Origin of the sequence: Nocardioides astragali (genome assembly GCF_024436375.1) — a bacterium.
Classification (GTDB): domain Bacteria; phylum Actinomycetota; class Actinomycetes; order Propionibacteriales; family Nocardioidaceae; genus Nocardioides; species Nocardioides astragali.
The window spans coordinates 703,804-715,958 of sequence record NZ_JAFMZM010000003.1 but is presented as its reverse complement, the minus strand read 5'-3'; the positions used below and the strand labels follow the sequence as shown (position 1 = coordinate 715,958).

At 70.4% G+C, this 12,155-nt stretch carries 8 protein-coding genes; 2 read left to right on the top strand and 6 right to left on the bottom strand.

What is annotated here, in order from left to right; translation table 11 throughout:
• Window positions 1-62 precede the first annotated feature (62 nt).
• Entirely contained in the window at window positions 63-1,025 is a 963-nt protein-coding gene (locus J3P44_RS12620; protein ID WP_255890734.1) for an NAD-dependent epimerase/dehydratase family protein, read from the top strand.
• A gap of 64 nt (window positions 1,026-1,089) precedes the next feature.
• On the opposite strand, the gene J3P44_RS12615 is transcribed toward J3P44_RS12620, so the two are convergent.
• The 5 genes from J3P44_RS12615 to J3P44_RS12595 all read right to left on the bottom strand — a co-directional run bounded on the left by J3P44_RS12615 (window position 1,090) and on the right by J3P44_RS12595 (window position 9,616).
• On the bottom strand, window positions 1,090-2,640 hold the full coding sequence (locus J3P44_RS12615; RefSeq protein ID WP_255890732.1) for a dihydrolipoamide acetyltransferase family protein: 1,551 nt from the start codon (window positions 2,638-2,640) through the stop codon (window positions 1,090-1,092).
• 66 nt (window positions 2,641-2,706) lie between these two features.
• Window positions 2,707-3,693, bottom strand: coding sequence for an alpha-ketoacid dehydrogenase subunit beta (locus J3P44_RS12610; protein ID WP_255890730.1), 987 nt, complete (start codon window positions 3,691-3,693; stop codon window positions 2,707-2,709).
• Window positions 3,690-4,862, bottom strand: coding sequence for a pyruvate dehydrogenase (acetyl-transferring) E1 component subunit alpha (pdhA, locus tag J3P44_RS12605; protein WP_255890729.1), 1,173 nt, complete (start codon window positions 4,860-4,862; stop codon window positions 3,690-3,692). Before pdhA ends, J3P44_RS12610 begins: the two co-directional genes overlap by 4 nt.
• Window positions 4,863-6,106: 1,244 nt before the next feature.
• Window positions 6,107-8,032: a hypothetical protein gene (locus J3P44_RS12600; protein ID WP_255890728.1), complete on the bottom strand. Its 1,926-nt coding sequence runs from the start codon at window positions 8,030-8,032 to the stop codon at window positions 6,107-6,109.
• A gap of 243 nt (window positions 8,033-8,275) precedes the next feature.
• A complete protein-coding gene (locus J3P44_RS12595; RefSeq protein WP_255890727.1) occupies window positions 8,276-9,616 on the bottom strand; it encodes a hypothetical protein in 1,341 nt (446 codons plus the stop codon).
• 367 nt (window positions 9,617-9,983) lie between these two features.
• On the opposite strand from J3P44_RS12595, the gene J3P44_RS12590 reads away from it, so the two are divergent.
• A complete protein-coding gene (locus J3P44_RS12590; RefSeq protein WP_255890726.1) occupies window positions 9,984-11,108 on the top strand; it encodes a family 43 glycosylhydrolase in 1,125 nt (374 codons plus the stop codon).
• A 19-nt stretch (window positions 11,109-11,127) separates the two neighbouring features.
• Here the strand turns inward: J3P44_RS12590 and J3P44_RS12585 are convergent, their stop codons facing one another.
• The gene (locus tag J3P44_RS12585) at window positions 11,128-12,117 is read right to left on the bottom strand and encodes a glutathione S-transferase family protein (RefSeq protein WP_305122287.1); all 990 of its coding nucleotides are present in this window, start codon (window positions 12,115-12,117) and stop codon (window positions 11,128-11,130) included.
• Window positions 12,118-12,155 lie beyond the last annotated feature (38 nt).

Sequence of the window (12,155 nt, the reverse complement as noted above, 5' to 3'; positions counted from 1 at the left end):
CACGGTTGCGCCGAGAGCGAACGATCTTGTCCGCAGTGCCCGTCGACGGATGGAGTGGCGGCATGCGACTTCTCGTCCTCGGCGGCACCCGGTTCCTCTCCCGTGACGTCGCGACGCAGGCCGTGGCGCGAGGATGGGACGTCACCTGCGCCTGTCGCGGCGAGTCCGGAACGGTGCCTGAGGGTGCCGAGCGCCTGGCGTGGGATCGTGCCGACGCGGTGCCCGACGCGGTCGCCCGAGGCACGTGGGATGCCGTCATCGACGTGACGCGAGCTCCCTCCCACGCCCGCCGTGCCGTCGAGGCGACCGCCGACGCCCACTGGGTCTTCGTCTCGACCGTGAGCGTGTACGCCGACAACGCCTCACCGGCGATGCAGCCGCTCGTCGAGCCGATCACCGAGGACGTCGACCTGTCCGTCGACCCCGAGGCCTACGGGGGCATGAAGGTCGCCTGCGAGCAGGTCATCCAGGAGCGGGCCGCGTCCTGGCTGGTCGCGCGCCCCGGGCTCATCGTCGGTCCCGGCGACCCGACCGGCCGGTTCTCCTACTGGCCCCAGCGCCTGGCCCGCGGCGGCGAGGTCCTGGCGCCCGGTCGGCCCGACGACGTCGTCCAGGTGATCGACGTACGCGACCTCGCCACCTGGCTGCTCGACGCCGCCGAGGCGAGGACGACCGGTGTCTTCGACGCGGTCGGCACGCCGATGCCGTTCGCGGAGCTGCTCGCCGCCGTGGCGGCTGGGGTCGGCAACACCGAGCCGCGGCTGACGTGGGTGGACCAGGCCTTCCTCGCGGCACAGGAGGTCGAGCCGTGGGCCGGGGAGGGCTCGCTGCCGCTGTGGCTGCCGCGGCCGGAGTACGACGGCATGCTCGCCCACGACCCCGCTCCGGCCGTCGAGGCCGGGTTGCGGCTGCGTCCCCTCCAGGAGACCGCACCCGGCTGCCTCGACTCGACGGTCCACGCGATCAGCGCGGAGCGCGAGGCCGAGGTGCTGACCGCCTGGCACTCCCGCGCCGGGGGTATCTAGGGACGAACTGGTAGGCCGAAGGCGGGTTCGACCGACCAGAACGTCCCTAGATACCCAGCGTGAGTCAGAAGAGGAGGGCCGTCCCGGGGTCCTGGAGGATCCCGGCGACGTCGGCCAGGAAGCGCGACCCCTTCTCGCCGTCGATGTGCCGGTGGTCGAAGGACAGCGCCAGCGTGGTCACGTCGCGCACCACGATCTCCCCGGACTCGTCGACCCACGGCCGCTTGTTGATCGCGCCGAAGCACAGGATCGCGGACTCGCCCGGGTTGATGATGGGAGTGCCGGCGTCGACACCGAAGACGCCGACGTTGGTGATGGTGAACGTGCCGCCCGCCATCTCGGCCGGCTGGGTCTTGCCGTCGCGCGCCGTGGCGGTGAGCTCGGCCAGGGCGGCCGCCAGCTCCGGCATCGAGAGCGCGTCGGCATCCTTCACGTTGGGCACGACCAGCCCGCGCGGCGTCGCGGCGGCGATGCCGAGGTTGACGTAGTGCTTGTAGACGACCTCCTGCGCGGCCTCGTCCCAGAAGGAGTTGATCTCCGGGGTGCGCTTCATCGCGAGGATCACCGCGCGCGCCAGGAGCAGCAGCGGGCTGACCTTGACGTCGCGGAGCTCCGGGCGCTTCTTGAGCCGTGCCACGAGCTGCATCGCCGCGGTCACGTCGACGGTGATCCACTCGGTGACGTGCGGGCTGGTGAAGGCCGACTGGCTCATCGCCGTCGCCATCATCTTGCGTACGCCCTTGATCGGCTCGCGGGTCTCCCGCTCACCACTGCGGACGTCATGCGGACGGGGCGAGCCCTGGCCCGCAGCGGATGACGCTGCGGGCGCGGCGGCGGACGAACCGTTCGCAGCGGCCTGGACGTCCTCGCGGCTGATCGAGCCGGACGGACCTGAGCCGGTCAGGGTGGTCAGGTCGACGCCGAGGTCCTTGGCCAGCTTGCGCACCGGCGGCTTCGCCAGCGCTCGTACGTCGCGGGGCTCGGCCTGGGCCGACGACGGGACCAGCGCCTCGGCGGGCGCGGCGGCGGGCGCGGGGCGTTGGTCGACGGCCGGCACCGGTTGCTCGTCGGCCGGCAGCACGTCCTGCGACTGGGCTCCGCCCTGCGAGAACGCACCCTGGACCTGCATCTGGGTCTGGGCACCCGCCTCGCTGCTGGGCGAGGCCGATCCACGACGGGCACGGCGCAGCGGGCCCTTGTCGGCCTTGATCCGGCCGACGAGGGAGGCGCCCTCCATCGATCCGGACGCCGCGGGGTTGGACAGGTCGATGTCGGCGGGGTCGACCTGGGCGGGCTGGGCCGCGCCGTCGTCGGCTCCCGCCTTCTGGGCCATGCCGAGGTAGGGGTCGGACTCGGTCTGCGGGGCGGTGGGAGCCTCACCCGGGACGCCGATCGAGATGATCGGGGTGCCGACCGGCACGGTCTCGCCCTCGGCCACGAGCAGCGCGAGGACCTGGCCCTCGTAGGGGGACGGCAGCTCGACCAGGGACTTGGCGGTCTCGATCTCGACGACCACGTCGTTGATCTCGATGGTGTCGCCGACCTTGACCTTCCAGGAGACGATCTCGGCCTCGGTGAGGCCCTCACCGACGTCGGGGAGGAGGAACTCAGACATCTCAATCCTTTCGGTGCCGGGTCTCGTGACGGTCGCAGGGCGACCTCCTCGACCAGCGGCGTCGGCTCAGTAGGCGAAGGTGCGATCCACGGCGTCGAGCACGCGGTCGAGGTCGGGGAGGTACTCCTCCTCGATCCGCGACGGCGGGTAGGGCATGTCGAACGCGCCGACGCGCAGCACGGGGGCCTCGAGGGAGTAGAAGCACTCCTCCGTGATCCGGGCCGCCACCTCGGCACCCATGCCGAGGTTGACGTGTGCCTCGTGGGTGATCACGCAGCGGCCGGTGCGGCGTACGGACTCGTAGACCGGAGCCATGTCGAGCGGGGACAGGGTGCGCAGGTCGATGACCTCGAGCTGCCGTCCATCGGTGGCGGCGGCCTCGGCGCACTTGAGCGCGGTCTTGACCGTCGGGCCGTAGGCCAGCACGGTCACGTCGTCACCGGGGCGCACGACGCGCGAGGTGAAGAGTGGCTCGGGCGTCGCGGACTCGTCGAGCTCGGCCTTGTCTGCGTGGTACTGGCGCTTGGGCTCGAGGAAGATGACCGGGTCGTCGTGGGCGATGGCCTGCTGGATCATCCAGTAGCCGTCGACCGGGTTGGAGCACGCCACCACCTTGAGGCCGGGGGTGTGCGCGAACTGCGCCTCGGGGCTCTCGGAGTGGTGCTCGACCGCGCCGATGCCACCGCCGAAGGGGATGCGGATGACGATCGGCATCTTCACCTTGCCCTGCGAGCGGTAGGTGTACTTGGCCACCTGGCACACGATCTGGTCGTAGGCCGGGTAGACGAAGCCGTCGAACTGGATCTCGACCACGGGGCGATAGCCACGCAGGGCCATGCCGACCGCGGTGCCGACGATGCCGGACTCCGCGAGCGGACTGTCGATGACGCGGTCCTCGCCGAAGTCCTTCTGCAGGCCGTCGGTGATGCGGAAGACGCCGCCGAGCTTGCCGACGTCCTCGCCCATGAGGAGGACCTTGTCGTCGTCCTCCATGGCCTTGCGCAGGCCCATGTTGAGGCCCTTGGCCAACGTGATCTTCTGCGTGTTGCTCATGCGTGCGCCCCTTCCGAGTGACCGAGCTCGAAGCTCTCGAGGTAGGCCGCGAAGCCGTCGCGCTGGGCGGCGAGCTCCTCGGTCATCTCGGTGAAGACGTAGCCGAACTGGTCCAGGGGCTTGGGGTCGGGCAGCGCCTTGCACCCCTCGCGCAGGTGGTGTCCGAGCTCCTTGGCCTCTGCGTCGAGCTGGGCGAAGAACTCCTCGTCGACCAGGCCGTTGCGGCGGAGGTAGACCTTGAGCCGCTCGATCGGGTCCTTGAGCTTCCAGTGCTCGAGCTCGTCGTTGAGGCGGTAGCGCGTCGGGTCGTCGGTGGTGGTGTGCGCACCCATCCGGTAGGTGTAGGCCTCCACGAAGGAGGGCCCGTTGCCCTCGCGCGCACGCTGCAACGCGGCCTTGGTGACGGCGTACGTCGCCAGCACGTCGTTGCCGTCGACGCGGATGCCCGGGAACCCGAAGCCCAGCGCGCGCTGGTAGAGCGGGATGCGGGTCTGGCGCTCGATCGGCTCGGAGATGGCCCACTGGTTGTTCTGGCAGAAGAACACCACGGGGGCGTTGTAGGAGGCGGCGAAGATGAAGGCCTCGTTGACGTCGCCCTGCGAGGACGCGCCGTCGCCGAAGTGGGCGATCACGGCCGAGTCGCGCTCGGGGTCGCCGGTGCCGACGACGCCGTCGCGCTGCATGCCCATGGCATAGCCGGTGGCGTGGAGGGTCTGGGCGCCGATGACGATCGTGTAGAGCCCGAAGTTGTTCTCGTTGGGGTCCCATCCGCCCTGGTCGACGCCGCGGAACAGGCCGAGCAGGCGCAGCGGGTCGACGCCCCTGCAGTAGGCGACGCCGTGCTCGCGATAGGTGGGGAAGACGTAGTCCTGCGGGCGGAGCGCGCGGCCGGCGCCGATCTGCGCTGCCTCCTGGCCGAGCAGCTGGGCCCAGATGCCGAGCTCGCCGTGGCGCTGGAGAGCGGTGGCCTCGACGTCGATGCGCCGGGTCAGCACCATGTCGCGGTAGAGGCCGCGGAGCTCCTCGGCGGAGAAGTCGTGGTCGAACTCGGGGTGGTGGACGCGCTCACCCTCGGGCGTCAACAGCTGGACGAGGTCGGGGCCACCGTCGGACTGGGAGGGTCCGAAGACCTCCGCAAGGTCGGGGCCGAAACTCACAGGATCGGACAACGCACTCTCCTTCAACAGCTAGCGGAGTCATGGGATCGCCTGACACCGACGGCTTGCAGCGTGGCCGTCGGCGTGTGTGACCCCGACCACATGATGGTGCTCAACGTATCGGCCGCAGCCAGCCAGCACCAATCCGGCCAAGACCCTCTCGCCGGGCCTGATCCGGGTCCGGATCAGCACAGCCAGTGGTCCTCAGCGGGCTGGATGAAGTGGGCATGGATGAGCCGGCGCCGATGGACTCGTGGGTGACCCGTCGGCGCCGGCTCGCCTCCATTGGGGGGTGGAGGCCATCGGGCAGCCAGAACAGGCTGCCCGGCGATCAGGAGCAGCGGCGATGCAGCGCCCGGCAGCTGCTCGTGGCTCGTGGACCTACGCCAAGGACGACCCTCAGCTCATCGGGTCGTCGAGGTCTGCACCGCGGGAGCGACATCGTCTCCCGCAGATGCCCGAGGCTGCACCGCTGACAGCCCGCCGGCGGTCAGGCCGACGGCGAGGAGGGCAAGGATCATGCGTCGCATCGCGATCAGGACCCCACGCAGGACGGCGAGCACGCCGCAACGGATGCGGACACGATGAAGTCAGACATGAGTGTTCCTCTCGTGGTGGTTCCACGACCGGAACGCCGTCCTCGGGCGATCGAGCCCGGTCCCCTGGCATGCGCGTGTGCGTTGCATCTCTCGCTCCCCTGCGAGTCGTTTCCCACTTCGTCCTTCGGTGGCCGGCGCAAGTGGTGGCCGACCGGGCTGCCGTCGCCCCAAGGGACGGCACGTGTCCCAGGAGAAGCCTCACCCCATGGGAGGCGCTTTGGAGCCCCTCGGCCAAGGCCTTGGAGTACGTGGCAGAGGCCTTGACACAACCTGCGTGTATCAACCCGGATAGGGCGTCGAACGGACCAGACCAGCAGTGCTCGAGAACGCAGTCGAGCCGACGCCGACGGGTCCGTGGGTGAACCGTCGGCGCCGGCTCCTGGTGGCTGACTGCGCCACCTCACACTGACGGCTGACGCCTGGCCCTGGCGGCGCGGAGGCCGGACACCGGGGGACATCGAGGTCCTCACACCGCTGGGGCTGCGGATCCGGTCCAGTGCCTGACGGTGCCGTCAGGCTGACTTTGGCCCGCGCCCGGTCGCGGGTCGTGAACTTCTCATGGACTTCTCGTGGTCGGCGCCCCGCGTCCCCTGTCGCCGGCGCCGACGAGCTGAGCTCATCGACGCCGGCTCCCTCCAGGGGGGCGGAGGTCTGTGGCTAGATGCCCCGGATGCCGGTGTCCGGCAGGACCTCGGGAGCGGCACACCTGGCCGGGATCCGAACCCTGTCGAGGACACGCTTTCCGATCTTCAGCGTGACCCGGGCCCGGTTGGGTCCGGAGGTGGTGAACCGCTTCTTGCTCTGCGCCTTCACGACGATGCGGTGCACCTTCGTGCCCACGCGGAGCTTGTAGGTGACGCGCTCGCCGCTGCGGTTGTTGAGCCTGCTCCGGACCGTGCCCTGGCACGTGGCGCTCACCGAGCCGACCGCCTTGCCGAACGCCTGGTCGGGGAGCACTTCAGCGGCCGCACAGACGGTGACGGTCTCCTGGCTCGTGGTGGACTGAAGGGTGTCGTTCTCGGTCTGCCGCGCCGTGTTGACGTACGACGCGCAGGTCCCGGCCGCGCCCGCCCTGATGATGCGGGTGTAGGTCGCCACCACGACGGTGTGCGGAGGCGTGCTGGCATCGGTCTCGTTGTAGACCGCCGCCCAGTTGAAGGTGCCGAGCACCTGCGCCGCGCCACCGCTGAAGGTGTCGGTGACCGTCGTCTGCTCGTCCGTGCTCTGGTCGAGGGCGAAGGTATAGGTCGCCGTCGCGGTCGCCGGGCTGGTGCCTCCCCCCGGGAAAGGCGGGAAGAGGGTCTGGTTCCAGCTCACCGTGGCGGTGCTGCTGCCGTTGGTGGGCGGGGCCGTCACGGTGCACGTGTAGACGAAGCTGCTGCTGCCGGCAGGCACAACGACCTGCAGCCCGGCGTCGGCGCTGACGTCAGGCACGCCCGGGAAGACGCACCCGGTGCCGGTCGTCGCCGCCACACTCAGCGTCGCGACCATCGGTGAGCCGTTCGGGTTGCTCAGCGTGACCGTGCCACCGAGGTCGTCGCCGGAGCGCGACTCCGGTCCGGCCGTCAGCAGGACCCGGTAGGTGAACGACGCGTTGGTCCCGGCCTCCACCGTCTTGCGGGTGTCGTTGACGTCCTTCTCGACCGACCAGTTGTAGGACACGTCGTACGTCGCCCGCGGCACGTTGGTGATGCCGATGGGCTTCCAGCAGGTCGGCGGGACGTTGATCGGGATCGGCTCGACGTAGTCCTTGAGGGACGACTGGGTCGACTCCCCGGTGAAGGAGCGGATGTTCATGGTGCCGAAGGCCTCACGACACCCGGTGACGTCGCCGAAGAGGGTGGTGAGGTTGAGCGTGCCCTCCGCGAAGTGGCCGCCCTCGCCGGTCAATCCGACGAACGTCGTGGCCGTGAACGGGACGGGGCACCAGCCGGCAGCGGGCGTGTAGCCCGACACCGGGATGCACTGCCGATCGCCGAAGTTCGCGGCGAGCGTCCAGATGTAGGCCTCGGTCAGCTTGAAACCCATGTTGCCGTTCTGCTCGAAGCGGACCATCACGTCGCCGACCGTCCGGGTCGGGCGCGCCGGGTTGGCCGAGGAGTTGGGGGCCTGGTTGAACTCCACGTCGTAGTTCGTCACACCGGTGGTCGTGAGCCGGCGGAAGCCGAAGTAGGCGTGCACCCCGTCGTGCTCGGTCCTCGTGAACGTGTAGACGTCGGAGATGTCGTCCTGGTTGGGCGCCAGACCGGTGCCCTGGACCCAGGTGCTTGGGTGCTCGAACTCCTTCGAGCCCTGCGTGAACGTCGAGGTGTCCGCGTTTCCTGTCGGGTCGGTCACGTGGGTCCCGGTGGTGTCCCAGTCGAGGTTGCCCGGTGTGTTGACCGGCGTGTTGCCGTCGATCTCGAATGATCCCTGGTGCGTCGCCCCAGCAGGCGACGCCAGCGTCACGATCGCCAGGGCCGGCAGCATGATCGCCAGCGACAGGCTCCGGCGCAGTCGGCGCAAGCCGCCGCGTGGCGTACGTACGTGGGGCGAGCCTGCGCCCCGGCCGGCGCGTGGCGCCGCTTGTCCCCTGATGTGCATGCCCTAGCTCCGTTCCCCTGAGGTGCCAGTGCCCACCCCACTGATGGGCAACCTTTGACCAACTCACATTGCGCTTCTGCAAGCGCACGTGCGGGGCTCGGTCGAAGTGGTGGCCTACCTGCAAGCGGCCTTGACCGAACCTCGACAGGGTCGACAGGGGTAGGTCACCCAGTCGGGTGACCGGACCAGACCGGCAGAGGCGTCGGCGGCTTCCCTGGAGCCGGCCGACGCCTCTGCCTCACCTCAGCTCGTGGTGGCCCGCAGACCGGTGTCGGGCAGGACGTCGGGCGCCTGGCACAGCGCCGGGATGCGGACCCGGTCGAGCCTGGTCCGACCCACCTTCAGCGTGACCTTGGCCAGCGCGCGGCCGTGGGTGACGAACTTCTTCTGGTCGAACGACTTCACCGTGATCCGGTGCACCTTCGAGCCCACCTTGAGGCGGTAGACGACCGTCTCACCGGACCGGTTGCTGAGCCGCGCCCGGACCGTGCCCTGGCAGCTCGTCTGGACCGCGCCGACTGCCTTGCCGAAGGCCTGCTCGGGCAGCACCTCAGGCGCCGGCACGACGGGCGGCACGACGACGACAGGCGGCACGACGGCGGGCGTGCACGCCTGCACCGTCACGGTCGCGGTCGGGTCGGTGCCGACAGGCACGTCGATCGTGGCGATGTTGGTGTGCGAGGCGCACGCGCCCGCTGCTCCCCCGGCGACGGCCAGCGAGTAGGTGTAGGTCTTCACCAGTCCCGGTGACCAGGTGAGAGCCGGGTCGAGCACGATCCGCTGGCCAGGGACGGTCTTGTCGTCGACGACGGCCACCGTCTTGTTGGTCTCGGACTCCACGGCGAACGTCACCGGCGTCGAGCCGTTGGCGGACGCAGTGGTCGCCGGGCCGGCCGGGTCCCAGGTCACCGTGGCCGTGACGGTGCCGCTGCCCGCAGGTGCGGACGTGAACGTGCAGGTGTAGGCCAGCGTGACGTCGTCCGCCTTGGGCACGACGACGTCGTCGCCACCGGTGACCGTGCAGGAGGACCCGCCCCCGAGGTCGGACGCGACCGTCACGTCGGCGGTGATGTCGGCGTACGTGTTGGGGTTGGCCACCGTGACGTCCCCCGACATCGCCCAGCCGGCGTCGCTCATCGCTCCGGCGCGTGCCGTCACCGTGTAGGTGAACGTGGCCGTGCCGCTTGCGTCCACGGTGCGTGTCGTCGCGTCGGCGGTCTTCTCGATCGACCACGGGTAGGTACGCGCGAGGCTGGCCTCAGCCGTGACGGACGCCGTCAGCGGCTGCTCCGGCACGGGCACGAGGCTCACGGAGTAGTGGCTGACGTCCTTGTCCGTCGAGTGCTCGATGGTCACCGTCTTCGCCGGCAGCACGTGTCCGTGGCCGTCGTCGGCGTCGTGGTACTCGGGCTCGGTGCCCGACTTCACGCACCAGCCGCTGACGAGGAAGCCGTCCGGCGCGGTGTAGTCGACGGACGTCTTGTCCACGACGTCCTTCGACGGGTAGAGGTGCTCCCCGGAGCACACGTCCGAGGCGAACGCAGGCGAGCCGGCCTGTGCTCCCAGCACAACAATCGGCAGCATCAGTAGGAGGGCGACGAGTCGCCTCAGCCCCCGTCCAGCGCCCTCGGTCGCATGGCGTCCCTTGTGGCTGGATGTCGTACGTACGTGCATGTCGTGGCCCCCTGTGTTCCATCTCCCATGGCTCCCGGCGGGGGCCGATCAGGCCGCACGGCGCCGGGACCGGCACCCACGGCCGGCCTGTCCACCCGCACCCTCTCGTCTCCGCAGGCTTCATGAGGGCCGCGGATCGAACCGGGGGCGTACCTGCGGGAGGTCTTCGGGAAATCTCGACCCACTCGCCCGGGTTCGCGATGTATCACGTCCATCCGGACCAGACCGGACGTAACCTTGGCCCGACCGTGCCAGCCGAATCCCGGGGGATCGACCGTTGTCCGTCGTTCGTCACGCGCTCCGTCGCGCAGCCGTCCCGGTCGCCCTGGCGGCGCTGTTCTCCGGCGCGCTGGGGCCGGCGCCGGCACCGGCCGACGTGGCCTTCCCGCCGCGCCCGCTCTTCTGGGAGCAGCCGCTCGCGGACCCCAGCGTCGTCCACGACGGGACCCGCTGGTTCGCCGCCGGGACGGGATGGCGTGGGGGCACCAGCAGCAGCATCCAGGAGTACGCCGGCTGGGTCGCCGGACCACCCCTGCTCGACTCGCGGCCCGCGTGGGCGCGCAACGGGGACGTCTGGGCCCCCGAGCTCGTCCGAGCCGCCGACGGCACCTGGCTGGCCTACTACTCCGTCCCCGTCTCGGGACTCCCTGCCGCCGAGGACCGCTGCATCGGCGTGGCCACCTCCCCCGACCTCGCCACTCCGTTCACCCCTCTCCACACACAGCCCCTCGCCTGCCCCCCCGACGCCGCGACGGTGCCGGCCAGCGATCTCGTTCGAGGCGAGCGCGGGCTGCCTCGGCGAGGCGTGATCGACCCGTCGTCCTACGTCGCGCCCGACGGGCGACGTTTCCTCCTCTACCGCACGCAAGGGACGCCGTCCTCGATCCGCATGGTCCGGCTGACCGCGAGCGGCCTGCGCGCAGCGGGGCCGAGCCGCGAGCTGCTCCGTGATCCCGGCGTGCTCGAGAACCCCGAGATGGTCGACGCCCGCGGGTGGCACCACCTGTTGATGAGCCGCGGTGACTACGGGCGGTGCGGCTACCGCACCGTCTGGCGTCGCTCGCCGTCCATCCGGCGCGGCTGGGACTCAGCGACCGAGACGGTGCTGATGGATCGGGCCAGCACCGGGATCTGCGGGCCGGGTGGCGCCGACTACGTCGCGATGACGCCGCACCGGCTGTTCGTCCACGGCTGGGTGTGCGACGGCGCGAACGGTCCCTGCGAGTCGTCGTACAGCTCCCACGACGACGTCGCCCGGCGCGGTCACCGGGCGCTCTACCTCGCCCGGCTCCGCTGGACCGCCACCGGACCGGTGCTCGCGCGCTTCGCCCAGGGGCCCGCGTGGACGCCGCCGCCGCCCTACGAGCCGCCGCCGGAGACGCCCGCCCCGACCCCGTCCTGACCCCCCGCCCTGACCCTGGTCAGCCCCGGCCGTGCGGCGTCGACCACACCGCGGGGTCGGGCCCGGCCGGCACGATCTGGGTCGGGTTGATGTCGGTGTGCACGACGTAGTAGTGCTGCTTGATCTGGCCGAAGTCGACCTCGTCGCCGAAGCCCGGCGTCTGGAACAGGTCGCGCGCATAGGCCCAGAGGTGGGGCATCTCGGTCAGCTTGTTGCGGTTGCACTTGAAGTGGCCGTGGTAGACCGCGTCGAAGCGGAGAAGTGTCGTGAAGAGCCGGACGTCGGCCTCGGTCAGCTTGTCGCCCATCAGGTAGCGGCGGTCGGCGAGCCGGTCCTCAAGCCAGTCCATCGTGGCCCACAGCCGCTCGTACGCCTCGTCGTAGGCCTCCTGCGAGCCGGCGAAGCCGCAGCGGTAGACCCCGTTGTTGACCTCGGTGAAGACCCGCTTCATCACCGCCTCCATCTCCTCGCGGACGTCGGCCGGCCACAGGTCGGGTGCGTCGGGCCGCTGGTGCTCGCGCCACTCGAAGAAGAGGTCGTGGGTGATCTGCGGGAAGTCGTTGGTGACGACCTTGCCGGACTCGACGTCGACGATCGCCGGCACCGTGATGCCGCGCGCGTAGTCGGGGTCTCGGGCGAAGTAGGCCTCCTGGAGCCGCTCGATCCCGAGGACGGGGTCGCGGCCGCCCTCGTCGAGGTCGAAGGTCCAGCTGCGGGAGTCGTGGGTCGGGCCCGGGGCACCCCAGGAGATGACGTCGTCGAGTCCGAGGAGGGTGCGGACGATGATCGACCGGTGCGCCCACGGGCAGGCGCGAGCAGCGACGAGCCGGTAGCGCCCCGAGGCCACGTCCCAGCGCGGCACGTCGCGCGGGCTGTCCTTCGAGCCGCTGGGGAAGGCGTCGTCGAGCGGGTCGGCGGACGTCTCCCCTGCCAGGATCCGGTCCGGGAGATAGGTCATGTCGCGCTCGAACGGCTCGCCCTTGTGCGTGTAGCTCGTGCTGTCGTTCATGATTCAACTGTAGTGGCGCCGATCACAAAGAACTGTTT

Bases quoted from the DNA above. Each gene is read 5' to 3' on its own strand.
- J3P44_RS12620 (WP_255890734.1), top strand. From the start codon at position 63: ATGCGACTTCTCGTCCTCGGCGGCACCCGGTTCCTCTCCCGTGACGTC.
- J3P44_RS12600 (WP_255890728.1), bottom strand. From the start codon at position 8,032: ATGCACATCAGGGGACAAGCGGCGCCACGCGCCGGCCGGGGCGCAGGC.
- J3P44_RS12595 (WP_255890727.1), bottom strand. From the start codon at position 9,616: ATGCTGCCGATTGTTGTGCTGGGAGCACAGGCCGGCTCGCCTGCGTTC.
- J3P44_RS12610 (WP_255890730.1), bottom strand. From the start codon at position 3,693: ATGAGCAACACGCAGAAGATCACGTTGGCCAAGGGCCTCAACATGGGC.
- J3P44_RS12585 (WP_305122287.1), bottom strand. From the start codon at position 12,117: ATGAACGACAGCACGAGCTACACGCACAAGGGCGAGCCGTTCGAGCGC.
- J3P44_RS12615 (WP_255890732.1), bottom strand. From the start codon at position 2,640: ATGTCTGAGTTCCTCCTCCCCGACGTCGGTGAGGGCCTCACCGAGGCC.